The organism is Streptomyces sp. NPDC028308 (genome assembly GCF_055565855.1).
In genome coordinates this window covers 509,685-532,288 of record NZ_JBVHTO010000003.1, presented here as the reverse complement: position 1 = coordinate 532,288, position 22,604 = coordinate 509,685, and the positions used below count along the sequence as shown (strand labels likewise).

General features: G+C 72.7%; 19 protein-coding genes. 5 read left to right on the top strand and 14 right to left on the bottom strand.

The annotated features are described in order from the left end of the window. Positions 1-10 precede the first annotated feature (10 nt). The 3 genes from ACZ4VA_RS09905 to ACZ4VA_RS09895 all read right to left on the bottom strand — a co-directional run bounded on the left by ACZ4VA_RS09905 (position 11) and on the right by ACZ4VA_RS09895 (position 2,573). Positions 11-640, bottom strand: a complete 630-nt coding sequence (locus ACZ4VA_RS09905) for a DUF4232 domain-containing protein (protein ID WP_355793383.1) — start codon at positions 638-640, stop codon at positions 11-13. Between the two features lie 65 nt (positions 641-705). Further along, entirely contained in the window at positions 706-1,464 is a 759-nt protein-coding gene (locus tag ACZ4VA_RS09900) for a response regulator (protein WP_468080689.1), read from the bottom strand. Then, the gene (locus ACZ4VA_RS09895) at positions 1,461-2,573 is read right to left on the bottom strand and encodes a sensor histidine kinase (protein WP_468080687.1); all 1,113 of its coding nucleotides are present in this window, start codon (positions 2,571-2,573) and stop codon (positions 1,461-1,463) included. Before ACZ4VA_RS09895 ends, ACZ4VA_RS09900 begins: the two co-directional genes overlap by 4 nt. Positions 2,574-2,739: 166 nt before the next feature. Between ACZ4VA_RS09895 and ACZ4VA_RS09890 the strand changes: the two genes are divergently transcribed. Further along, positions 2,740-3,744, top strand: a complete 1,005-nt coding sequence (locus ACZ4VA_RS09890) for a carboxymuconolactone decarboxylase family protein (RefSeq protein WP_468080685.1) — start codon at positions 2,740-2,742, stop codon at positions 3,742-3,744. Between the two features lie 223 nt (positions 3,745-3,967). Further along, entirely contained in the window at positions 3,968-4,630 is a 663-nt protein-coding gene (locus ACZ4VA_RS09885; RefSeq protein ID WP_356166728.1) for a hypothetical protein, read from the top strand. Positions 4,631-4,660: 30 nt separating this feature from the next. On the opposite strand, the gene ACZ4VA_RS09880 is transcribed toward ACZ4VA_RS09885, so the two are convergent. The 7 genes from ACZ4VA_RS09880 to ggt form a co-directional block, all read right to left on the bottom strand. Beyond that, entirely contained in the window at positions 4,661-6,187 is a 1,527-nt protein-coding gene (locus ACZ4VA_RS09880; protein ID WP_389390377.1) for an NCS1 family nucleobase:cation symporter-1, read from the bottom strand. Positions 6,188-6,355: 168 nt separating this feature from the next. After that, entirely contained in the window at positions 6,356-7,378 is a 1,023-nt protein-coding gene (locus tag ACZ4VA_RS09875; RefSeq protein ID WP_389390376.1) for a TIGR03842 family LLM class F420-dependent oxidoreductase, read from the bottom strand. An 11-nt stretch (positions 7,379-7,389) separates the two neighbouring features. Next, positions 7,390-8,790, bottom strand: a complete 1,401-nt coding sequence (gene hydA, locus ACZ4VA_RS09870) for a dihydropyrimidinase (protein ID WP_356166732.1) — start codon at positions 8,788-8,790, stop codon at positions 7,390-7,392. Between the two features lie 463 nt (positions 8,791-9,253). After that, positions 9,254-10,537, bottom strand: coding sequence for an aspartate aminotransferase family protein (locus ACZ4VA_RS09865; RefSeq protein ID WP_356166735.1), 1,284 nt, complete (start codon positions 10,535-10,537; stop codon positions 9,254-9,256). Then, positions 10,534-11,376: a nitrilase-related carbon-nitrogen hydrolase gene (locus ACZ4VA_RS09860; protein WP_355785886.1), complete on the bottom strand. Its 843-nt coding sequence runs from the start codon at positions 11,374-11,376 to the stop codon at positions 10,534-10,536. Before ACZ4VA_RS09860 ends, ACZ4VA_RS09865 begins: the two co-directional genes overlap by 4 nt. Before the next feature lie 170 nt (positions 11,377-11,546). After that, on the bottom strand, positions 11,547-13,106 hold the full coding sequence (locus ACZ4VA_RS09855) for a hypothetical protein (protein ID WP_468080680.1): 1,560 nt from the start codon (positions 13,104-13,106) through the stop codon (positions 11,547-11,549). Positions 13,107-13,353: 247 nt separating this feature from the next. Continuing rightward, complete coding sequence (ggt, locus tag ACZ4VA_RS09850; protein WP_468080678.1) at positions 13,354-15,147, bottom strand: gamma-glutamyltransferase; 1,794 nt, start codon at positions 15,145-15,147, stop codon at positions 13,354-13,356. 103 nt (positions 15,148-15,250) lie between these two features. Here ggt and ACZ4VA_RS09845 point away from each other — a divergent pair, with 103 nt between their 5' ends. Together ACZ4VA_RS09845 and ACZ4VA_RS09840 are read left to right on the top strand one after the other, a co-directional pair. Continuing rightward, a complete protein-coding gene (locus tag ACZ4VA_RS09845; RefSeq protein ID WP_356237832.1) occupies positions 15,251-16,006 on the top strand; it encodes a hypothetical protein in 756 nt (251 codons plus the stop codon). Between the two features lie 191 nt (positions 16,007-16,197). After that, entirely contained in the window at positions 16,198-17,781 is a 1,584-nt protein-coding gene (locus ACZ4VA_RS09840; RefSeq protein ID WP_468080676.1) for an alpha/beta fold hydrolase, read from the top strand. A 37-nt stretch (positions 17,782-17,818) separates the two neighbouring features. Here the strand turns inward: ACZ4VA_RS09840 and ACZ4VA_RS09835 are convergent, their stop codons facing one another. From ACZ4VA_RS09835 to ACZ4VA_RS09825, 3 genes are all read right to left on the bottom strand, one after another. After that, a complete protein-coding gene (locus tag ACZ4VA_RS09835; protein WP_355792914.1) occupies positions 17,819-18,202 on the bottom strand; it encodes a hypothetical protein in 384 nt (127 codons plus the stop codon). 16 nt (positions 18,203-18,218) lie between these two features. After that, positions 18,219-18,962, bottom strand: coding sequence for an amino acid ABC transporter ATP-binding protein (locus tag ACZ4VA_RS09830; RefSeq protein ID WP_356166748.1), 744 nt, complete (start codon positions 18,960-18,962; stop codon positions 18,219-18,221). A gap of 187 nt (positions 18,963-19,149) precedes the next feature. Continuing rightward, positions 19,150-19,590: a DUF6278 family protein gene (locus ACZ4VA_RS09825; protein ID WP_468080673.1), complete on the bottom strand. Its 441-nt coding sequence runs from the start codon at positions 19,588-19,590 to the stop codon at positions 19,150-19,152. A 314-nt stretch (positions 19,591-19,904) separates the two neighbouring features. On the opposite strand from ACZ4VA_RS09825, the gene ACZ4VA_RS09820 reads away from it, so the two are divergent. After that, positions 19,905-21,728, top strand: coding sequence for an SGNH/GDSL hydrolase family protein (locus ACZ4VA_RS09820; RefSeq protein WP_468080671.1), 1,824 nt, complete (start codon positions 19,905-19,907; stop codon positions 21,726-21,728). A 78-nt stretch (positions 21,729-21,806) separates the two neighbouring features. Here the strand turns inward: ACZ4VA_RS09820 and ACZ4VA_RS09815 are convergent, their stop codons facing one another. Beyond that, positions 21,807-22,586 (bottom strand): exodeoxyribonuclease III, encoded by a 780-nt coding sequence (locus ACZ4VA_RS09815; protein WP_355790444.1) that lies wholly within the window; start codon positions 22,584-22,586, stop codon positions 21,807-21,809. Positions 22,587-22,604 lie beyond the last annotated feature (18 nt).

The window sequence follows — 22,604 nt, the reverse complement described above, 5'->3', positions numbered from 1 at the left end:
TGCCGGACCGTCACGGCGTCGCGGCGACCCAGGGTGTCGTACCGAGGACGTTGACCGGTCCGATGTCGAGGGACTCCGCCGGGCGGATGTTCACGAGGTCGCGATCCCGCCGGGAGCCCACGCGGAGATAGGTGCCCTCCTCCGCCGCCGTCCGCCAGTACAGGCCCGCCCGCGCGCTCTCGCCGGGGGCGAGGGTGAGCGGTCGGGGGCCCGGGTCCCGCGGTGCCATGGCCACCTCGTCGGTGCCCGCGACGGTGCGCACGCCCCCGAGCGGGGCGCCCTCCCCGCCGAGGACGCGGACGAAGGGGTACCCGTCCACCGTGTACGGGCGCTCACCGCAGTTGGTGAGGGTGAGCGTCATGGCGCGCAGTCCCATGGCGGCGTCCACGGGCCCGGTGCCGTAGCGGACGCCGGAGCGCGGGCAGCCGGCGGCCGGCTGGACCGGTACGGCGTGCGGGCGCCCGGGCGTGGCCGTCATCCGCGGCGGGATCTCGAAGGGCACCGGCGGCGTGGGAGCGGGAATCCGCTCGGGGTTGCGCTCACGGTCGAGTTCGGCGGAGAGGCCGCAGCCGCTCGCGCCCAGCGCCAGCAGACAGGCGACGGCTGCGCCACGGGACCACCTCGGGCGTATCGCGATCACCCGCCGATCATCGCAGGCGGCCCCCGCCCACGGCCACGGGTCGCCGAACCGGGCGCGGCCGGGTGTCACGCGCCGGTCCCGCGCGCCGTCACCAGCCCCGACTCGTAGGCGAACACGACCAGTTGGGCGCGGTCGCGGGCGCCCAGCTTGGTCATCGCGCGGCTGATGTGCGTCTTCGCCGTGAACGGGCTGATGACCATGTGCGCGGCGATCTCCTCGTTGGTCAGGCCCCGGGCGGCGAGCGCGGTGACCTCGCGTTCGCGGCGGGTGAGGCACTCCAGGCCGGGAGCGGTGGCCCGGTCCGGGGGCCGGGCGACGAACTCGCCGATGAGGGTGCGGGTGACGGACGGCGACAGCAGCGCCTCGCCGCCCGCGACCACCTCGATGGCCTGCAGCAGGTCGGCGGGCTCGGTGTCCTTGAGCAGGAAGCCGCTGGCTCCCGCACGCAGCGCCTCGAAGACGTACTCGTCGAAGCCGTAGTTGGTGAGCATCACGACCCGGACGGCGGCCAGCCCCGGGTCGGCCGCGATGAGGCGGGTGGCCTCGATCCCCGTCATCACGGGCATCTGCACGTCGACGAGGGCGATGTCCGGCACCTGGGCGCGCACCAGCTCCACGCCCTGGAGCCCGTCGGCGGCCTCGCCCACCACCTCGATGCCGTCCTCGGCGTCCAGCAGCGCCCGGAACCCGGCCCGCATCAGGGCCTGGTCGTCGACGAGGGCGACCCGGACGGGCCGGCCCGCCGCGCGCCCGCCGTACCCGCCGTCCGGACCGCTCCCGCCGCTGTCCGCGTCGACGCCGTCCACCGCTCCCCCGCCCCTCACGCGGCGCTCTCCGGAAGGCCGAGCGGCAGGGCGGCGCGTACCGAGAAGCCGCCCTCGGTACGCGGTCCGGTGTGCAGGGTGCCGCCGAGGGCGGTGACCCGTTCGCGCATGCCGGTGAGGCCGGTGCCCGGTTCGGGCGGCCGGGAGGCGACGGCGGTCCCGTCGTCGTCCACGCGCACCGCCAACTCGTCCCGCCCGTAGTCGAGTCGGACGCTGACCTTGGCCGGTCCCGCGTGCCGGGCGGCGTTCGTCAGTGCCTCCTGGACGATGCGGTACGCCGCGCGGTCCACGGTGGCCGTGAGCGGACGCTCGTCGCCGGTCACCGTCAGCTCGACGGCGAGGCCGGCCGCGCGGGCCCGCTCCACCAGCAGTGCGGGCGTCCCGGTGGGCTCGTCGGTGCGCAGGACGTCGAGGGTGGCGCGCAGTTCACGCATGGCCTCGCCGCCCGCCTCCTGGATGGCGAGCAGCGCGGGCGGCACGTCTTCGCCGCGTTTGCGGGCGAGGTGGACGGCGACTCCCGCCTGGAGCTTGACGATCGAGATGCTGTGCGTGAGCGAGTCGTGCAACTCGCGGGCGATGCGCAGCCGTTCCTCGCCGGCGCGGCGCAGCGCCGCTTCCTCCCGGGTGCGTTCGGCCTCCAGCGCACGCTGTTCGGTCTGGCGCAGATACGCCTGCCAGTTGCGGTCCGCGAGGCCCGTGACGAGGGCGCACAGGAACCAGCCGACGAGCAGTGCGGCCCGTTCGACGGCGTCCTGTGTCGTGGGACGGGTGAGGAGGTAGGCGGCGAGGAACACGGCGCTCGCGGCGCCCGCCACCCCGCGGTGTCCGGCCCGGGCGGCGGTGTGCACCGCGGCCAGCACCGGCAGCGCGGACAGCGTGCCGGGCTCCGCGTGCAGGACGTACCCGGTGGAGGCCGCCGTGCTGACGGCGAGCACCGCGCGGGGCAGGCGCCGGTAGCAGGCGAGCGCGAGCGAACCGACGACGATCAGCACCCCGTCGAAGGGCGCCGTGTCCGTGTCGAATGCCGCCGCGGTCAGGACGATCGCGCCGACCACGACGGCGAGCGCCGCGTCGGCGAGGTCCCTGCGGGTGAGCCGCTCCCCGTGCATGCCCGCACCCTAGACCGGCGCGCGGGGCCGGGGCGTCAGCCCTGTGGACGGCTCCCGCGCTACTCCCGGCGCAGTAGACCGCGGGGTGAGCGGCCCGCTCGGCGCACGCCGGGGTGCCTCCGGCCGTACGACGCGCGAGGGCACGGTCCGGGGCGAGGGTTCTGTCATGACTTCACCCTTCCGGCACACCCGGCCCGTCCCGCCGAAGTCGGCCACCGGCCGCACCGCCGAGGTCTACGCGCAACTGGCGCGGGACTTCGGCATCGACGGTGCCCCGACGTTCGTCGTCCTGTCCTCCGCGCCCGAACTCCTCACCGCCACCTGGGCGTTGCTGCGCGAGTCGCTGATCGCCGGCGAGGGCGACCGCACCGGCAAGGAACTGGCGGCGCTCGGGGTGTCGCGCGCCAACCGGTGCCCGTTCTGCGTGGACGCCCACACCATGCTGCTGCACGCCACGGGGGACCACGCCCTCGCCGAGCGCCTGGCCCGCGGGGAGCTCCCCCGCGACGACGGGCACGCGCGCCTGCTCGCCTGGGGTGAGGCGACCCGCGTCCCCGGCAGCCCGGAGGTGGCGGCGCTCCCGTTCCCGCCCGCGCACACGCCCGCCTACGTCGGCACCGTGCTGTCCTTCCACTTCATCAACCGGATCGTCTCCGCCCTGCTGACCGAGAACCTGCTGCCCGGCAACGTCCAGCGCTTCCGCGCGGTACGCAGTCTGGTGGGCCGCTCGGTGTCCCGGACGGTGCGCCGTCAGGTGGCGCCGGGTGCCGCGCTCGCACTGCTCGACGAGCCGGGCTCGGCGCCGTCCTGGGCGGCCGGGACGACGGCGGGACCGGCGTACGCGGCCCTGCGGACGGCGTCCGAGACGGGCGCCGCCCTGCTCTCCGAGGAGGACCGCGCCCTCGTACGGGAGACGGTGCGCGCCTGGGACGGGCGGCATCCGCCGCTGGGATGGCCGGGCCTGCCGGGCCGGGCGGACCGGCCGGGTGCGCGACTGGCGCTGCTCGCCGCGCTGGCGCCGTACCGCATCACCGACGAGGACGTGGCGGCCTGGAAGCGGCCGCCTTACACGGACGGGTGTCTGGTCCGGCTGGTGGCCTACTGCGCGTTCGCCGCCGTCGACCGCATCGAGAGCGCGCTGCCGCTGGCCGCCCACGAGGAGATCGCGTGACGGTGCCGCCCAGCCGCGGGAGCCCGGGCCGGGCTCCCGCGCCTGAGGGAGTTGGGCGTCCCGGCGTGTGGCCTCGGTGGACCACGGTCCGTCGTCGGTGGGTCACTGTCACCGCGCGGGCACGGAGCGAGTTCGCCCTTCCGCCCCACAGGGACTCATGTGACACTGGCGTCCCGTCCGCAGTGCGGACTCCTTCCGCACCGTCCCCCACGAGAAGTGCGCCGTGCGTTCTCTTCCTCTGCCGCTCGCCCTGACCGCGCGTCTGCTGCCCGTCGCCGTGCTCGCCTCGGCGGGCTGGGCCCTGACGTCCGGTCCGCTGGCCGCGACGCCGACGGCCGACCACAAGCCGGCGCCGAAGACCGGCACCGACACGCCCTCCGCGCCCTCGGCCTCGGCCGCCGCCAGGACGTACACCGCCTCGCCCGAGCCGTGCCGAGGCGTGAGCGTGAAGACCGTCAAGTCCCTTGTCCCGGGCGCCAAGACGGCCGGTCAGGAGATCGCCTCGACGGACAAGTCCGTGCGCCGCACCTGCTCCTGGAACGCGCTGAAGGAGTTCGACTACCGCTGGCTCGACATCTCCTTCGAGATCAAGAAGTCGGACCAGCTGGCCGAGAACGCGTACAAGCAGCGCACGACGGAGAAGAGCGGCGGCGGGGCGGTTCCCGGACTCGGCGACACCGCCTACTCCGTCGTCAACCTCACCACCAAGGACAAGCAGCAGACCCGTGAGGGCGTGGTGGTCGTCCGCGCGTCCAACGCCCTGGTGATCGTCACGTACAACGGCAGCGACTTCGAGACGAAGAAGGCGCCCTCCACCGATGTGATCAACAAGGGCGCCATCAAGGCCGCGAAGGAGGCGGTGGCCGCGCTGGAGGCCGCTCGCTAGAGCGGACCTCCGGCGCGGCCCGCCGCCGGTTCAGGCGCGCTCGGGTTCCCGCCCTCGCAGCCTCATCAGCACCAGGTACAGCACCGTCGACGTACCGAGGCCCACCGCCCAGCCGTAGTCCGCGAGCGGCTCCAGCACCGGGAGGGGCCGGCCGTCGATCAGCGGATGGAAGTCGGCGCCGCCGACGGCGAGGACACCGCCGGTGACGAAGGCGACGACCGCCCGCCAGTTCCAGCCCGCGTCGTACCAGTACCGGCCGCCCTCGCGGTACAGGTCGGCGAGGTCGAGTCTCGTGCGGCGCAGGATCCAGTAGTCGGCGATGAGGATGCCGGCGACCGTGCCCAGCAGGCCGCCGACCAGACCGAGCCAGGTGAAGATGTAGCCCTGCGGATCGGCGTACAGCTTCCACGGGAAGATCAGCACACCGAGCACGCAGGTGACGAGGGCCCCGGTACGGAAACTGATCCTGCGGGGCGCGACGTTGGAGAAGTCGAAGGCCGGGGAGACGAGGTTGGCCGCGACGTTCACGGACAGGGTCGCGACCAGCACGGTGACGAGTGCGAAGAGGAGGCCGAAGACGTTGTCGGTCTTCGCGGCGAGCTGGACCGGGTCCCACACCGCCTCGCCGTACACGGCCTGCGAACCGGAGGTGACCATGACGGAGAGGAACGCGAACAGCGTCATGGTGGTGGGCAGTCCGAGCGCCTGTCCCCAGGTCTGGGCGCGCTGGCTCCTGCCGTAGCGGGTGAAGTCCGGGATGTTCAGCGACAGCGTCGACCAGAAGCCGATCATGCCCATCAGGGCGGGTGCGAACAGCTTCCAGAACTCCGGCCCCCAGCCGAGCCGGGACGGCTGGTCGAGCAGCGGGCCGAAGCCGCCCGCCTTGCTGCTCATCCACCACAGCATCGCGCCGGCGCCGACGAGGACGAAGGGCGCGGCCCAGTTCTCGAAGCGGCGGATCGTCTCCATGCCGCGGAGGATGATGGCGATCTGGAGCACCCAGAAGACGGCGAAGGACAGCCACATCGTCCAGGGGTGTCCGCCGATCCGCGACGCGTCCGCCCAGCCGTCGCCGAACAGTTTGCCGGCGAGGAAGTAGATCGCCTCGCCGCCGATCCAGGTCTGGATGCCGAACCAGCCGCAGGCGACCAACGCCCGTACGACGGCGGGCAGGTTGGCACCCCGGACGCCGAAGGAGGCACGGGCGAAGACGGGGAAGGGTATGCCGTACTTGGGTCCGGCGTGCCCGGTGAGCAGCATCGGCACCAGCACGATCAGGTTGGCCAGGGCGATCGTGAGGACGGCCTGCTTCCAGTCCATGCCGACGGCTATCAGCCCGGAGGCGAGAGTCCAGGAAGCGGTGTTGTGGGCCATGCCGACCCAGAGCGCCGAGAAGTTGTACGTGGTCCAGGTGCGCTTCTCCACCGGGACCGGCAGGAGGTCCTCGTTGGCGTAGGGGCCGGTGGGCCGGGAGGCGCCCGGCGCGATCTCCACGCGGCCGTCGGGGAGGGTGACCTGAGCGGGTGGCGGGCTGTCGGTGGGGACGGTGTCGGTCATGAGCAGGCCCATCAGGTGAGGAGTGGCGGGAAAGGCCGTGCGGGTGCGGGCGTGGGGGGTGCGCGCGGAGCGCCCGGACCCCCTTCCCGGGACGGCGGGAAGGGGGGACTCGTGGACGTCAAAAGCCCTGCTCGGACTATTGATTGACGGGGCGTCAATCAGTTGCTTCTACCGGCCGTTGACGACGGGGATGACCTTCGTGCCGTAGGTGTCGATGACGGCTTCCTGCGCGTCGTGCATGTCGTACAGGGCGAACTGGTCGACGCCGAGGTCGCGCAGGGCGTCCAGCTTCTCGATGTGCCGCTCGACCGGCCCGATCAGGCAGAACCGGTCGACGATCTCGTCGGGGACGAACGCGGTGTCGGGGTTGCCGCTGCGCCCGTGGTGAGAGTAGTCGTAGCCCTCGCGGGCCTTGATGTAGGCGGTCAGCTCCTCCGGGATCACACCGGAGTGGTCGCCGTACCGGGAGACCAGGTCGGCCACGTGGTTGCCCACCATGCCGCCGAACCACCGGCACTGCTCCCGCGCGTGGGCGAGGGCCTGCGGCGAGTCGTCCTCGGTGACGTACGCGGGCGCGGCGACGCAGACCTTGACCTCGGCGGGGTCGCGTCCGGCGTCGGCGGCTGCCTGCTTCACGGTCTTGACCATGTACTCGGTCAGGTAGAGGTCGGCGAGCTGGAGGATGAATCCGTCGGCCTCCTCGCCCGTCATCTTCAGGGCCTTGGGGCCGTACGCGGCCATCCACACGGGCAGTTCGGCGCCGGGCCGCACCCAGGGGAACCGGACGACCGTGCCGCCGAGGTCGGCCTCCTCGCCGCGGCCGAGGGCCCGGATGACCTTCATGGCGCCGCTGATGCGGGCGAGCGTGTTCGGCTTGCGTCCGGCGACGCGCATCGCGGAGTCGCCGCGTCCGATGCCGCACACCGTGCGGTTGCCGTACATGTCGTTGAGGGTGGCGAACGTGGAGGCGGTGACCTCCCAGGTGCGGGTGCCCGGGTTGGTGACCATCGGGCCGACCTTGAGCTTGTCGGTGTTCGCGAGGATCTGGCTGTAGATGACGAAGGGTTCCTGCCACAGCACGGCCGAGTCGAAGGTCCAGCCGTGGCTGAAGCCGTTGCGCTCGGCCCGCTTCATGAGGCTGACCACCCGGGAGGCGGGCGGGTCGGTCTGCAGGACGAGTCCGAAGTCCATGTGCGCCACTCCTAGTTCAGGTACTGACAGGTGGAGCGGGGGGTGTAGACGCCGTGCCCGGCACGCCCGGTGAACTCCCGCTCGCTGATGACGAGTTCGCCGCGCGAGAGCACCGTCTCCACCCGGCCGGTGACGTGCTTGCCCTCGTACGCCGAGTAGTCGACGTTCATGTGGTGCGTCTCGACGGACATGACCTGCTCGGCGTGCGGGTCGTAGACGACGACGTCGGCGTCGGCGCCGGGCGCGATGGTGCCCTTCTTCGGGTACAGGCCGAACATCCTGGCCGGGGTCGCGCAGGCGATCTCGATCCAGCGGCGGCGCGAGATGTGCCCGTCGACGACGGCCTGGTGCAGCAGGTCCATCCGGTTCTCGACACCCGGCAGACCGTTGGGGATCTTCGAGAAGTCGCCGCGGCCGAGGTCCTTCTGGCCGGTGAAGCAGAACGGGCAGTGGTCGGTGGAGACCACCTGGAGGTCGTTCGTGCGCAGTCCCCGCCACAGGGCGGCCTGGTGCTCCCTGGGCCGCAGCGGAGTGGAGCAGACGTACTTCGCGCCCTCGAAGCCGGGCTCGGCGAGGTTGTCGGTCGACAGGAACAGGTACTGCGGGCAAGTCTCGCCGAAGACGTTCAGGCCCTCGTCGCGGGCGCGTGCCAGCTCGGCGACCGCCTCCTGCGCGGAGACGTGCACGACGTACAACGGGGCGCCGGCGACCTGGGCGAGCTTGATGGCGCGGTGGGTGGCCTCGGCCTCCAGCAGCGCCTTGCGGACCTCGCCGTGGTAGCGCGGGTCGGTCTCGCCGCGGGCCAGCGCCTGTTCGACGAGGACGTCGATCGCGATGCCGTTCTCGGCGTGCATCATGATCAGGCCGCCGTTCTCGGCGGAGCGCTGCATGGCGCGCAGGATCTGGCCGTCGTCGCTGTAGAAGACGCCGGGGTAGGCCATGAACTGCTTGAAGGAGGTGACGCCCTCCTCGACCAGCAGGTCCATCTCCTTGAGCGTGTCCTGGTTCACGTCGGAGACGATCATGTGGAAGCCGTAGTCGATCGCGCACCGGCCGTCGGCCTTGGCGTTCCAGGCGTCCAGGCCCTCGCGCAGCGAGTGGCCGGGACTCTGCACCGCGAAGTCGATGATCGTGGTGGTGCCGCCCCAGGCCGCGGCCCGGGTGCCGGACTCGAAGGAGTCGGAGGCGAACGTGCCGCCGAAGGGCAGTTCCATGTGGGTGTGGGCGTCGACACCGCCCGGGATCACGTACTTCCCGGTGGCGTCGATCAGCCGCTCGGCCGTCCACGCCTCGGCGGCGGCGCTGCCCGAGGCGGCCAGGGCGGCGATGCGGCCATCCTCGATCAGGACGTCGGCGTGGATCTCGTCGGAGGCCGTGATGACGAGGCCGCCGCGGATGACGGTACGGCTCATGCTCCCTCTCCTTCCGGTTCGCCCGCGTGCGCCGGGACCGCTCGGTCCGCGCGCACCGGGTGGGTAGCGCTGCTGTTGATCGCCGGGGGCCGGCGCTGTTTCCGGGTAGGGACTGCCGCCGTGGGGCGCGCGGTCCTCGGGAGCGGTCGGCGGCTCGCAGGCGGCCGGTGCCCGGTCGCGGTGGAACCGGCGGCGGCCCCGGACCTCGCCGGGCGCCGCCATGTCCCGTTCGGGGACGGCGAGTTCACTCTCCCTGCCGCTCGCCACCTCCCCGACGAACCGCGCCTCCGCCGCCACGAAGGACGACGCCACGCGGAGTCCGTCGTCTCCGCGCCCCTCGACGCCCACCCGGCGGTCGCGCCGACGAAGCAGCCGTCCGCCAACGGAAACCGCCGCCGGAGGCAGCCGGAGAGACCGCGCGAGGCCGCCGAGGGACCGACCGCCCTCCCGCGACCGGTGACCGCTACAGGACGCTCCTCAGCGCCCGGTCCAGGATCGCGGCGCCCTCCTCCGCCTCGGCGACGGTCAGCGACAGCGGCGGGGCGATGCGGAGCACGCTCGTGTCGTGGCCGCCGCCCTTGCCGATCAACAGACCCTCGCGGCGGGCCGCCTCCAGGACCGCCGCGGCGGCGTCCGGATTCGCCTCGCCCGTGGCCGGCTCGACCAGTTCGACGCCGATCATGAGCCCGCGTCCGCGCACCTCCCGTACCTCCGGCACCTGCGCCGCGACGGCACGCAGCCGCTCGATGAGCAGGCCGCCGACCCGCCGGGCGTTGCCCTGGAGGTCGTGTTCGAGGAGGTACGTCAGGTTCGCGAGGCCCGCCGCCATCGTGACCGGGGAGCCGCCGAACGTCGAGATGCTGTTGGAGTCCAGGCAGTTCATGATCTCGGCGCGGGCGACGACGCCGCCGATGGACATGCCGTTGCCGATGCCTTTGGCGAAGGTGAGCATGTCCGGCGGGCCCGCGGCGGCGTGCGCCTGCCAGCCCCAGAAGTGCTCACCCGTCCTGCCCCAGCCGGTCTGCACCTCGTCGGCGATCCACAGGACGCCGTGCTCCGCCAGCACCTCGCGGAAGGCCGCGTACAGCCCGTCGGGCGGCATGGTGAACCCGCCGACGCCCTGCACCGGTTCGGCGATCAGGGCCGCGGGCGTCCGGACGTGCCCGAGCAGGTCCCGCAGGTCGGCGACGCAAGCCGCGATGAACTCGGCGTCGCCCAGGTGGGCGTAGGGGCCGCGGGTGCGGACGCCGCCGTGGACGTACTGCGTCTGGAGCGGCGACAGCGAGGTCGGCGACCAGCCCTTGTTCCCGGTGATGCCGACGGCGCTGAACGAGCGCCCGTGGTAGCTGTTGCGCATCGCGAGGATCTGGTTGCTGCGCCGGTACGCGGTGGCGAGCAGCAGGGCGGTGTCGTTGGCCTCCGTGCCGGAGGTGGTGAAGAAGACCCGCGCGTCCGGGATGCCGGACAACTGGGCGACCCGCTCGGCTAGTTCGACCATCGGCCGGTTCAGGTAGAGCGTCGAGGTGTGGATGATGCGCCCGGCCTGCTCGCTGACCGCCTTGGTCACCTCGGGCAGCGCGTGCGCCGTCATCGTGGTGAGGATGCCGCCGAAGAAGTCGAGGTACCTGTTGCCGTCCGCGTCCCAGACGTGGCGGCCCTCGCCGTGGGTGATCTCCAGGGGGTCGGCGTAGTAGAGGGCGAGCCAGTCGGGCAGGACGGCCCTGTGGCGTGCGTACAGGTCGGTCACGGCTGCACCAGCCCCTCGTACGCCTCCGGGCGGCGGTCGCGGTAGAACGCCCACTGCTGCCGCACGTCCTCGATGAGGTCGAAGTCGAGGTCCCGGACGAGGAGTTCCTCGGTCTTGTCGCTCGCGGCGTCGCCCACGAACTGGCCGCGGGGGTCGACGAAGTACGAGGTCCCGTAGAAGTCGTTGTCGCCGTACTCCTCGACGCCGACGCGGTTGATCGCCGCGATGAAGTACTCGTTGGCGACGGCCGCCGCGGGCTGCTCCAGCTGCCACAGGTGCGAGGACAGGCCGCGGTGGGTGGCGGAGGGGTTGTAGACCAGCTGGGCGCCGTTCAGGCCGAGTTGGCGCCAGCCCTCCGGGAAGTGGCGGTCGTAGCAGATGTAGACGCCGACCCTGCCGACCGCGGTGTCGAAGACGGGCCAGCCGAGGTTGCCGGGTTTGAAGTAGTACTTCTCCCAGAACCCCTTCACCTGGGGGATGTGGTGCTTGCGGTACTTGCCCAGGTAGCTGCCGTCGGAGTCGATCACGGCCGCGGTGTTGTAGTAGAACCCGGACTGCTCCACCTCGAACACGGGCACGACGATCACCATGCCGGTCTCCCGGGCAAGGTCCTGCATCCGGCGGACCGTCGGGCCGTCCGGCACGGGTTCGGCCCAGCGGTAGTGCTCCGGTTCCTGGACCTGGCAGAAGTAGGGCGCGTTGAAGACTTCCTGGAATCCGATGACCTTCGCGCCCCGGCGTGCCGCCTCGCGCGCGTGTTCCTCGTGTTTGGCGATCATGGATTCGGTGTCGCCGGTCCAGGTCGCCTGGACCAGGGCGGCGCGTACGACGTTGGCCATGAGGTGCTCCTTCGACAGGACGTCAGAGAGCTTCTACGCCCGTAGACGGTGGCCGTAGAGGCTTGAAACTAAGCCTCTATCGCGGGCTTGCCAAGACCATCGTCGTCAACCCGCTGAGTCGATCATGTTTCACACTCCTGTGGGTGAGCGCGGTCCGCCCGGCGCCGGGTTCACGCGGCGAACCCGGCGACCCGCAGGGCGTGCACGAGATCCCAGTACCGCTCCTCGGAGGCGCCGCGTGCGGACTCCAGGAGAAGCGGGACGAGGTGGGGCGGGTCCGCCTCCGCGCTGCGGGCGGCCTCCTCGGGGGTGCGGACGCGTACGTAGGCGTCGAGGAGCACGCGGACGTCGCGGTGGCGGCCCGCCGCCTCCAGGCCGAGCACGGCGGCCCCTATCTCCGGGGCCGGCCTGGCGACACCCTGGCGCAGCATCTGCCTGCCGTCCGCGACGCGCCCCGCGGCGACGAGGGCGTCGGCCGCGGCGACCAGCCGGTCGGCGGGCAGGGAGGCCGCCTCCCACAGCAGGGTGGCCCAGTCGGCGTCCAGCCCGGCGCGGTGCAGTTCGGCGGCGAGCAGCGGGAAGCGGGCGGCGGGCCAGTGGGCCGCCTCCACGAGCAGGGCGTGCGCCTCGCCGCTGCGGCCCTCGGCCCGCAGCCGCACCAGCGTCGCCACGGTGTCCACGGTGTCCCGCCGCGCCTCGTCGTCCAGCGGCTCCCTGCGGGGCTGGGGCCGCTCGGGCTCCTCGGCGGCGCCGGCGAAGCGCGCGCCCCGGGGGCTGCGGTCCTGGACGCGCGGCGCCGGCACGACGGGGGCCACCGCGGGGGCGGCGACGGGGGCCTCCTCGGCCTCCACCATCCCGGCGAACCTGGCGCCACCGCGCGGGCGCCGCTTGGCGCGCTGCTTGGGGACGGAGGGCGCGGGGGCGGCGACCGGTGGCCGCGCGTCGCCTGGCACGGAGGCGGCCGGGTCCGTGGGGGCGGGGCGCTCGGCGGGCGTGGCACGGTAGGGCGCCTCGGCGCGGGCGGCGCCGGTGTCGTCGCCGGGAGCCCGGCCGGCCGGTTCCCGGGCGCCCGGGCTGTCGGGGCCGCCCCGGGCGCCGGGCGCCGGCTGCGCCGCGAACGCGGACCAGGGCGTGCCCGTCTCCTCCGCCGGCCGGCCCGCCCCGACGCCTCCGGGCGGGTCGGCTGGGAAGCCCGCCGTGCCGCGTGCCCGGCCGGGCGCCGCACGGAGGTCCAGTCGTTGCATGCGCCGGCGCAGCTCGGCGCAGCGGGCGGTGGCGCGGTCGTGGTCGTCGTGGGCCCAGGCCAGGTCGAGGCGGACCGCTTCGGCCTCCTCGGGGGAGGCCGCCGAGTGCAGCAGGCGGCCGAGTTCGGATCGGCGTTCGGCCGCGTAGCGCTGTTCGCGGAGCATGACGTCGAGGCGGTCGCCGAGGGCGTCGCGGCCGCCGGGCCGGGCGTCGTGGGCCGCGAGCGAGGCGTCGTGCAGGGCGCGGGCCCGCTCCGCCTCCCCGGCGGCGGCCGCGGCGCCGTACTGCGCGGCGAGGTCCTGCAGGAGCGCCTCCACGACGTCCCAGGGCGGCACCTCCCACCCGTCCAGGCAGGCCCGCATCCCCTCGGGGTCGCACTGCCAGAAGACCGCGCACCAGCCGGCGCGCTGGTCCAGACGTGTCAGCAGCCCGTTCAGAAAGGCAGTGAACTCCCGCACATCGTGCGGGAGTTGTCCTACAGCCATCACCCAACTCCCCGCTGAGACTGGAGTGCTCCGATCCGGTAGCGAACACCAGCTGTGTTACGGGACGGCTACGGGGAGTTTTCCGGCGGTGCGCCATGCGCTCCGCCGGAGCACGTCACACGGACGCGCGCCCCGTCCCGCGGCGGCGGTCGCACCGGCCCGAGTCGCCCCGGTTCAGGCGGGACCCGGTGGTGCGCGACCCGCGGACGGATCGGCACCACTCGGGGTCTCCACGGTCGGCCGCCGGCTACCGCGCCGGCCGCACCACCATCGCCGAGCCGCCGCCCCGGCGTACCTTCTCGGCCGCCGCGAGCCACTTCCCGTCCGGCAGACGCTGCACGCCCGTCGCCGCGCCGATCTCGGGGTTCAGCCGGAAGCCGTGCCCCAGGGCCTCCAGCCGGGCCCGCAACGGGCTGTCCCACAGGGCCGGTTCGAGCTCGGTGGTGGCCTGGTTGCGCTGGCTGGCCCGGGGTGCCGCGATGGCGTCCACCAGCGGCAGCCCTCGGTCGACGAACCCGGTGAGGGTCTGGAGCACCGTGGTGATGATGGTCGCGCCGCCGGGCGAACCGAGGGCCACGACCGGCTTGTCGTGCCCGTCGAGCACGATGGTCGGCGCGATCGAGGAGCGCGGACGCTTGCCCGGACCCGGCAGGTTCGGGTCGTGCACGCCGGGGCTCGCCGGGGTGAAGGAGAAGTCCGTCAGCTCGTTGTTGAGCAGGAAGCCGCGGCCGGGGACCGTGATGCCGCTGCCGCCGGTCTGCTCGATGGTCAGCGTGTAGGCGACGACGTTCCCCCACTTGTCGGCCACCGTCAGATGGGTGGTGTTCTCACCCTCGTACGTCGTCGGTGCCGCCGCTCCCGAGGTGGGGCAGCCCGCCGGATGCCGCGGGTCGCCCGGGGCCAGCGGGCTGGTCAGCACCGCGTCGTCCTGGATGAGGCATTCCCGCGAGTCGGCGTACCGCTGCGACAGCAGTTCCCTCGTCGGTACGTCCTCGAAGGCGGGGTCGCCGACCCAGCGGCCCCGGTCGGCGAACGCGATCCGGCTCGCCTCGATGTAGCGGTGCAGGTACCGCTCCCGGCTCGCCCGGGAGAGGTCGGTCCGCTCCAGGATGTTGAGCGCCTCGCCGACCGTGGTGCCGCCGGAGGAGGAGGGGGCGATCGAGTAGACCTTCAGACCGCGGTACGACGTCTTCGTCGGCGTCTGGGACTTCGCCTCGTAGGCCGCCAGGTCCTTGAGGGACAGCTCCCCGGGACGGGCCACGCGCCCCGACGCCGGGTCCACCGGCGGATCGTTCACGGTGTCGACGATCTCCCGGCCGAGGTCGCCGTGGTAGATCTCGTCGACGCCGTGGCGGCCCAACTCCCGGTAGGTGCGAGCCAGATCGGGGTTCCTGAAGGTCGATCCGACCACCGGCAGCGAACCGCCGGGAAGAAACAGTCCGGCGGTGTCCGGGAAGTCCTCGAAGCGGGCCTGGTTGGCCTCCGTCTGCGAGCGGAAGGTGGCGTCGACCGTGAAGCCGTCCCGAGCGAGCCGCTCGGCGGGTTTCAGCAGGGACGCGAGGGGCTTGCTGCCCCACCGGTCCAGCGCGGCCTGCCAGGTGGCCGGGGTGCCGGGGGTGCCCACGCCGAGTCCGCTGGTGACGGCGTCGGCGAACGGGACCGGTTTGCCGTCCTCCACGAAGAGGTTCTCGTCGGCGGTCAGCGGCGCGGTCTCCCGACCGTCGATCGTGTGCACCGTACGGGACTTGGCGTCGTAGTGGACGAAGTAGCCGCCCCCGCCGACGCCCGCCGAGTAGGGCTCCGTGACGCCGAGCGCCGCCGCGGTGGCTACCGCCGCGTCGACCGCGTTGCCGCCCTTCCTCAGGACCTCGATCCCGGCGGCGGAGGCGTCCGCGTCGACGCTCGCCACGGCTCCGCCGTAGCCGACGGCGACCGGCACCTTCTCCGAGGCTCCGGCCGAGGGAGGCGCCGCCGCCCCCACCGACACCATCGCGGCCGAGACCGCCAGGACCGCCAGACTCCGTGCGACAGGGCGACGCATCCGTACCTCCAGTCAACAGTCGTCCGCGCAGCGTAACTTCCCTCCACGCTCGCGTCAGGTACCCCTCGAACACCGTTCGGTCCGACCGCTAGCATGCGCGCCCATGAATGACGACGTGCGCAACATCGTCCTGGGCGTGCTCGCGGCCGGTATCAGCGCCTGCCTCGGCTGGCTGGCCCGCACCTACCTGTGGAAACGCAGACTCCGCCGCAAACAGGCCTTCTTCGGGCTGCCCGACAACTCCGAGTCGCTGCTGGTGGTCAACCGGGAGGCCGGCGGCCCCGAACTGACCGTGATGCGACACGACGTGTTCGCCCTGCTGGAGCTCTCGGCGCTCATCAAGGACTGCGGCGCGCACGCCCACGTCGTCGCCCACGACGCCGCGCAGCAGGGCTTCGGCGAGCGCACCGAGTTCTGTGTCGGCGGGCCCGCCTCGAACCGGCGCATGGCGGCTCACCTGGCGTCGCTGCTGCCGGGCATCCGGGTGAACACCGACGCCGAACCGGGCCCGGACCGCGGCGCCTTCCAGATCGGCAGCGAGCGCTACCGCCTGGAGTCCGGCAAGGGCGAGTACGTGATCCTGGCGCGGCTCACCGCGGACCTCGGCCGGGCGGCGCGGCCCGTCTTCCTGTTCTGCGGGCAGCGCGCGATCACCAACCAGGCGGCGACCCGCTATCTCGCGCGCCACCATGAGCGGCTGACCCGCAAGTACCGGAGCGACTCCTTCGTCCTGCTGCTGAAGGTCGTCAACTCCCAGGCGTACGGCCCCGATGTCGTCGAACTCGTCGCGGACGTGACCCGGGCCGCGCAGACCCCGGCGCCGGTGACGACGGCCCGCACCTCGCACCGGGCGCAGTGAGCCGGCCCCGGCGCACTCTCACCGGACCCACACCCCCGGAAGGCGGAACGCACACTTCAGCGGCCTCGGCACACACGAAATGAACACTTCAACAATCGTTACTCGCACGTAACTTACCGACGGGTTACCGGCAGTAAGAACCCGAGGTTACCGTCGGGTCACTTTGCACTGGCACGAGTGAGGAGTGACCCGTGGGACACCCGCGCAAGGCACTGCGAACCACCGCCGCAGGAGCCGTCTCGGCGACGCTGCTCGCCGGCACCGCCCTCGGCCTCGCCCCCACCGCGCAGGCCGCGCCGGCCGCGAGCGGCACGGCGGGCATCCGCTTCGTCGACATCACCGGGGACGGCGGCACGGTGCTGAAGGCGAACGTCGTGACGCCCGCGGGCGCCGACGGCACCCGGCGCTACCCGCTGATCGTGCTGCCCACGAGCTGGTCCCTGCCACAGATCGAGTACCTGGCTCAGGCCAGAAAGCTCGCCGACTCCGGCTATGTGGTGGTCAGTTACAACTCCCGCGGCTTCTGGGAGTCGGGCGGGCGGATCGAGGTGGCCGGGCCGCCCGACACCGCCGACGCGTCCCGGGTGATCGACTGGGCGCTGGCGAACACCCCGGCCGACGCGGCGAAGATCGGCATGGCGGGCGTGTCGTACGGCGCGGGCATCACCCTGCTCACCGCCGCCCAGGACAAGCGCGTGAAGGCGGTGGCCGCCCTCAGCGGCTGGGCCGACCTCATCGACTCGATCTACTCGGGCCGCACCCAGCACGTCCAGGCCGCCGCGATGCTGGGCGGCACGGGCTACCTCACCGGCCGGCCCAGCGCCGAACTCCAGGAGACCCTGAAGAACTTCCTCGGCTCGAACCTGTCGAAGGAGCAGGAGATGATCGACTGGGGGAAGAAACGTTCCGCCGCGTACGCCGTCGACCGGATCAACGCCAACGGCACGGCCGTCATGCTCGCCAACGCCTGGGGCGACACGATCTTCCCGCCCAACCAGTACGCCGACTTCTACGAGCGGCTGGCCGGGCCCAAGCGCCTGCAGTTCCGCCCCGGTGACCACGCCACCGCCGAGGCGACCGGCCTGCTCGGACTGCCCAACGACGTGTGGACGGATACCGGACGGTGGTTCGACCACTACCTCAAGGGCGAGGACAACGGCGTCGACCGCGAGCAGCCGGTCCGGCTCAAGCCCCGTTCCTCCGGCGGCTACGAGAGCTACCCGGACTGGAAGTCGGTGGGCGCCAACACCAGGAAGATCCCCCTCGCGGGCGAGACGACCATCCACACGAACGTCGACTCGGGCGCGAACGGCGGGACCCTCTTCCTCTCCAGCATCCTCGACCAGCTCGCACAGCTGCCGCCCACGGCGTCGATCCCGCTGCTGCCGCGCCGCTGGGCCGCCGTATGGCAGTCGCCGAAGCACTCCACCGCCCAACGGGTGCGCGGAACAAGCGAGTTGCACACGACGGTCACCGCGACCAAGGAGAGCGGCACCCTCGTCGCCTACCTCTACGACGTGGGCCCGCTCGGCCTCGGCAAGCTGGTCAGCAACGCGCCGTACACCTTCCACGGACAGACGCCCGGCAAGCCGTTCGGCGTCGACCTGGAGCTGTTCTCCACGGCCTACGACGTCCCGGCAGGGCATCGTCTCGCCCTGGTCGTCGACACGGTGGACCCGCTCTACATCGAGCACAACCCGTCCGGCGCGCAGCTGACCTTCTCCTCACCGGAGCACGACCCGTCGTACGTGTCGGTGCCCCTGCGCGAGCAGTGATCTCCGGCTGCTGCCGGGCGGGTTCTGGCCCTCTCAGCTACTGCACACCCGGCAGCAGCGTCCCTGGTTCGGCCGGTGCCACGTCCACGGCCTCGGTCTTGGGACTGCGCCGTTCGCGCCGGTACACCCGAGGGGCGGACCGGAAGAGCGGCACGCACATCCCGGTGCGGAGCGGCTGGATCACCGTCACCACCGGGATGAACGGCAAATCGTAGTCGAGACTCGACGTGATCAGCCTCCCGGAGCGGAGGAACTCCTCACAGCTGACCGGGGAACCCGGTGAGGGATCGGTCAGGGCCGCCGTCAACCGGCCCACCACGGCGGGCAGTACGGCCCGGACGGCGCGCCGCACGGGCACGTGGGGAACGAACCGGATCCGGCGGCCGCCGGGCGCGCGGAACGCACGTGTCCTGCGGATCATGCGAAGCACCCCCGGCTCAGTGCTTGAGGATCTTGGAGAGGAAGTCCTTGGCGCGGTCGCTGCGCGGATCGGTGAAGAACTCCTCGGGGGTGCGGTCCTCGATGATGCGGCCGTCCGACATGAAGACGACGCGGTTGGCGGCCGAACGCGCGAAGCCCATCTCGTGGGTGACGACGACCATGGTCATGCCGTCACGCGCGAGTTGCTGCATGACCTCCAGCACCTCGTTGATCATCTCCGGGTCGAGGGCCGAGGTCGGCTCGTCGAACAGGAGGGCCTTGGGGTCCATGGCGAGGGCGCGGGCGATGGCCACGCGCTGCTGCTGTCCGCCGGAGAGCTGCGCCGGGTACTTGTCGGCCTGCTCGGCGACACCCACCCGGTCGAGGAGTTCGTGCGAGCGCTTGTCGGCCTCGGCCTTCTTGCGCCCGCGGGCCTTGATCTGCCCCAGTGAGACGTTCTGCAGAACCGTCTTGTGGGCGAAGAGGTTGAACGACTGGAAGACCATGCCGACCTCGGCGCGCAGCCGGGCGAGGTCCTTGCCCTCCGCGGGCAGCGGCTGTCCGTCGAGCCGGATGGTCCCGGAGTGGATCGGCTCCAGCCGGTTGATCGCCCTGCACAGCGTGGACTTGCCCGACCCCGACGGGCCGATGACCACGACCACCTCCCCCTTGCCGACGGTGAGGTCGATGTCCTGCAGGACATGCAGCTCGCCGAAGTATTTGTTCACGTCATGCAGTTCGATCAGCGGATCGACGGCCATCCCGGACCTGCCCACTCTCAGCTGTGTCGGTCAGCGCAAACTATCCACGGGCGACGGGACTCGGCCGACGACACGCCAGCCCCGCGATTAACCGTATTTGAGGCCCCGCGGCGAGGGCGCACGACCACCCCGGCCGCCTGTTGTGCCACCCCGCGGCCGCCGGCGGGCGTGCCCGGGCCGGCCGCGCCTAGGCTTCCGCCGCCTCCGCGTAGACCTGCGACAGCTGGGGGGCGCCCTGCACGGCCCAGTCCAGGCCGGCCTCGATGACCGGGATCTCGCGGCCCGACGCGAGGCGCACCACGGGGCTGCCACCCGGCCACACGTGCCAGGAGGCGCCGAGGACCGTGCGCACGACGACCGTGCCCAGGTAGAGACCCGCGTCGTTGGCGAGCCAGGGCAGCGCCTCCGGGTCGTCCCGCCAGCGGGGCAGCAACTGGTCGAGCGCGGTCAACGAGGCCGGGGAGTCGTCCAGTTCGAGCCCCGCCATCGCCGCCTGGGAGCGGAGCAGCTCGCACTCCGAGAGCAGTTCGGTCACACCCTCGGGGTCGTCCTCGAAGGCCACGGCGAGCACCTGGCCGCGCCCCGCGAGGTGCCGCCTGCGCCACTTGTCCAAGAAGGGGATGTTCATCACCGGCCTCTCCATGAGGGAACGATCGCCGAAGGGCCCGCGTTCCCGGCATGTCATGAATGTAGCTTGCGGCAGTTGATCACGGAATCATCCAAATGACCGGACCGCGGTTCCGCCGGACCCGCCCGCGCGGACGGTGCGCACCGCACGGGCCGGTAACGGTGGGCCCGTGCGCCGGAATGCCCGGTCTCAGCCGGACTCGGGCACGCCGTGGCCGGCCGGCCTCGCCGGACGTGGCCGCCGTGCGGGCGGGATGAGTTCGGCGCCCGTTCACACGCGGCTCATTGACGCCTCCCGTCCGCCTCCCTAGTTTCATGGGGCACCTGTCATCCCGTCTGTCACCGCTCTGGGAGGAGCCGGGCGTGCGCCGATGTCTGTGGGGAGTGGTCGTGGTGCTGGGCCTGGCGCTGGGCGGCGCGCCCGTCGCCCACGCCGAGTCCGCCTCCGTACCCCCGTCTGCGAAAGCCGGGCCGCGTCCGCTGGAACGGCTCTTCGACAACACCGCCGTCAGCGACGACACGCGGCCCGGCGAGGCCGACTTCGACGGCTCGGGCGGCTCGTTGTCCGCGCGGGACCTGACGGCCGCGGGCTGGACCCCGGGGCGCACCCTGACCGTTCAAGGGGACCGCCTGGCATGGCCGCGACGGGAGCCGGGCGAGCCCGACAACGTGCGCGCCGACGGACAGGCCGTGCGCGTGCGGGGCCGCGGGGACGCGCTCGCCTTCCTCGTCGCCGGCACGGGCGGCGGCGACGCGAGCGGCACGGGCGCGGTCCGGTACGCCGACGGCTCCGTCTCCTCGTACCGGCTCACCGCCCCGGACTGGCGGACCGGGCCGCTCGCCACCAAAGCGGTGGCGCTGCCCCACATCAACACCCCGGAAGGCCAACTCGCCGAGAAGGCACGGCTGTACGTGGTGACGGTGCCGCTCGCCCGGGGCCGCGAGGTCGCCTCGGTGCGACTCCCCCGCGACCGGGCGCTGCACGTGTTCGCCCTGGCGGTACGGCCGTCGACGCGCGCCTGGACGGGCAGTTGGGCCGCTTCGACCTCCGGGTACCAGGCCGTCGGTCCCTGGACGGACCGGACGCTGCGGCTGGTGGTGCACACCTCCGCGGGTGGCCCCCGGGTGCGGATCCGGCTCGACAACACGTTCGCGTCCGCGCCCGTGACCATCGGCGGAGCGACGGTGGCGGTGCGGGAGGCGGGGGCGCGGCCGGCGGCGGCGCCGGTCCCGCTGTCGTTCCGGGGCGCGGCCGGGACGACGATCCCCGCGGGCGCGCAGGCCGTCAGCGACCCGGTGGACTTCGACGTGCCCGCGGACGCCGACCTGCTCGTCAGTTTCCATCTGCCGGGGACGGTGACCGCGGCGCCCGTGCACCGGCTCGCGGTGCAGCGCTCGTACGTCAGCGAGCCGGGCGACCACGCCGGCGACGCCGCGGCGGACGCGTACACCTCCACGATCACCAACTGGCCGCTGCTGAGCGGGGTCGACGTGGGGGGCGGCCCCGGTTCCGTGGTCGTGCTGGGCGACTCCATCACGGACGGCGAGAAGTCGCCGACGGACGCCAACCGGCGCTGGCCCGACCTGCTCGCGGACCGGGTGCGGGCCTCCTCCGTCATCCCGCACTACGGGGTCCTCAACCAGGGCATCTCGGCGAACCGCGTGGTCACCGACCGCTATCCCGGCGACGGGGTGTCCAGCGACAGCGGCGGGGTGAGCGCGCTGCACCGCCTGGACCGGGACGTCCTCGCCCAGACCTCGGTCCGTACGGCCGTCGTCTTCCAGGGCGTGAACGACGTGCGCTGGGGCGCCACCGCGGAGCAGGTGATCGCGGGGCTGCGCGAGATCGCGGACCGGGCCCACGCCCGCGGCGTCCGGGTCCTCGCCGCGACGGTCGCGCCCTGCGAGGGCGAGTCGCTGTGCACCGCCGCGGCCGACGCGCAACGGGTCGCGGTGAACGAGTGGATCCGCGACGGCGAGGACTTCGACGGCGTCCTCGACTTCGACGCGGTGCTGCGGGACCCGGCACGGCCCGCGCGGCTGCTTCCCGCCTACGACAGCGGGGACCATCTGCATCCGGGCGACGCGGGCCTGGCCGCCCTGGCCGATTCCGTGGACCTCGGGCTGCTGGAGCCGTAGGACGCGGGGTGCCGCCCGTCCCGGGACGCGAGCGGGGACGGACGGCACCCGCAGGCCCGGAAGAGTGCTGTCCGGCGGTTACACGTCCAGGTCGACCACGACCGGCGCGTGGTCCGAGGCGCCCTTGCCCTTGCGCTCCTCGCGGTCCACGTACGCGTCGGTCACGGACTTGGCGAAGGGCTCGTTGCCGTAGACCAGGTCGATGCGCATGCCGCGGTTCTTGGGGAACGCGAGCTGGCGGTAGTCCCAGTAGGTGAACGGGTGCTCGTACTTCAGGGGGCGCGGGACCACGTCCGAGAGGCCGGCCTCGCGCAGGGAGGCGAGGGCGGCCCGCTCGGCCGGGGTGACGTGGGTGGCGCCCGCGAACGCGGCGATGTCGAAGACGTCGTCGTCCGTCGGCGCGACGTTGTAGTCGCCCAGCACCGCGAAGGGGCGGCTGCCCGCCGCGTCACCGGCGACCGCGGCCTTCAGCGCCTCGAACCACTGGAGCTTGTAGGCGTAGTGGGGGTGGTCCACCTCGCGGCCGTTCGGCACATAGACCGACCAGACGCGGACCGGGCCGCAGGTCGCGGAGATGGCGCGGGGCTCCACGGCGCCGTCGTAGCCCCCGTCGCCCGGCAGGCCCTTGACCACGTCCTCGATGCCGACGCGGGAGAGCACCGCGACCCCGTTCCACCGGCCGGTCGCGTGGACCGCTGCCTCGTAGCCCAGCTCGCGCAGCTGGTCGACCGGGAACTGCTCCTCGGCGACCTTGGCCTCCTGGAGGCACAGCACGTCGGTGCCGCTGCTCTCCAGCCAGGCCAGCAGCCGCGGGAGTCGGGCGGTGATCGAGTTCACGTTCCAGGTGGCGATGCGCATGCCCTCCAACCTACCGGG

What these genes read in the sequence shown, in the direction of transcription:
- ACZ4VA_RS09895 (WP_468080687.1), bottom strand. Translation starts at nt 2,573, where the DNA reads ATGCACGGGGAGCGGCTCACCCGCAGGGACCTCGCCGACGCGGCGCTC.
- ACZ4VA_RS09890 (WP_468080685.1), top strand. Translation starts at nt 2,740, where the DNA reads ATGACTTCACCCTTCCGGCACACCCGGCCCGTCCCGCCGAAGTCGGCC.
- ACZ4VA_RS09880 (WP_389390377.1), bottom strand. Translation starts at nt 6,187, where the DNA reads ATGACCGACACCGTCCCCACCGACAGCCCGCCACCCGCTCAGGTCACC.
- ACZ4VA_RS09875 (WP_389390376.1), bottom strand. Translation starts at nt 7,378, where the DNA reads ATGGACTTCGGACTCGTCCTGCAGACCGACCCGCCCGCCTCCCGGGTG.
- hydA (WP_356166732.1), bottom strand. Translation starts at nt 8,790, where the DNA reads ATGAGCCGTACCGTCATCCGCGGCGGCCTCGTCATCACGGCCTCCGAC.
- ACZ4VA_RS09860 (WP_355785886.1), bottom strand. Translation starts at nt 11,376, where the DNA reads ATGGCCAACGTCGTACGCGCCGCCCTGGTCCAGGCGACCTGGACCGGC.
- ACZ4VA_RS09855 (WP_468080680.1), bottom strand. Translation starts at nt 13,106, where the DNA reads ATGGCTGTAGGACAACTCCCGCACGATGTGCGGGAGTTCACTGCCTTT.
- ggt (WP_468080678.1), bottom strand. Translation starts at nt 15,147, where the DNA reads ATGCGTCGCCCTGTCGCACGGAGTCTGGCGGTCCTGGCGGTCTCGGCC.
- ACZ4VA_RS09845 (WP_356237832.1), top strand. Translation starts at nt 15,251, where the DNA reads ATGAATGACGACGTGCGCAACATCGTCCTGGGCGTGCTCGCGGCCGGT.
- ACZ4VA_RS09835 (WP_355792914.1), bottom strand. Translation starts at nt 18,202, where the DNA reads ATGATCCGCAGGACACGTGCGTTCCGCGCGCCCGGCGGCCGCCGGATC.
- ACZ4VA_RS09830 (WP_356166748.1), bottom strand. Translation starts at nt 18,962, where the DNA reads ATGGCCGTCGATCCGCTGATCGAACTGCATGACGTGAACAAATACTTC.
- ACZ4VA_RS09825 (WP_468080673.1), bottom strand. Translation starts at nt 19,590, where the DNA reads ATGAACATCCCCTTCTTGGACAAGTGGCGCAGGCGGCACCTCGCGGGG.
- ACZ4VA_RS09820 (WP_468080671.1), top strand. Translation starts at nt 19,905, where the DNA reads ATGGGGCACCTGTCATCCCGTCTGTCACCGCTCTGGGAGGAGCCGGGC.
- ACZ4VA_RS09815 (WP_355790444.1), bottom strand. Translation starts at nt 22,586, where the DNA reads ATGCGCATCGCCACCTGGAACGTGAACTCGATCACCGCCCGACTCCCG.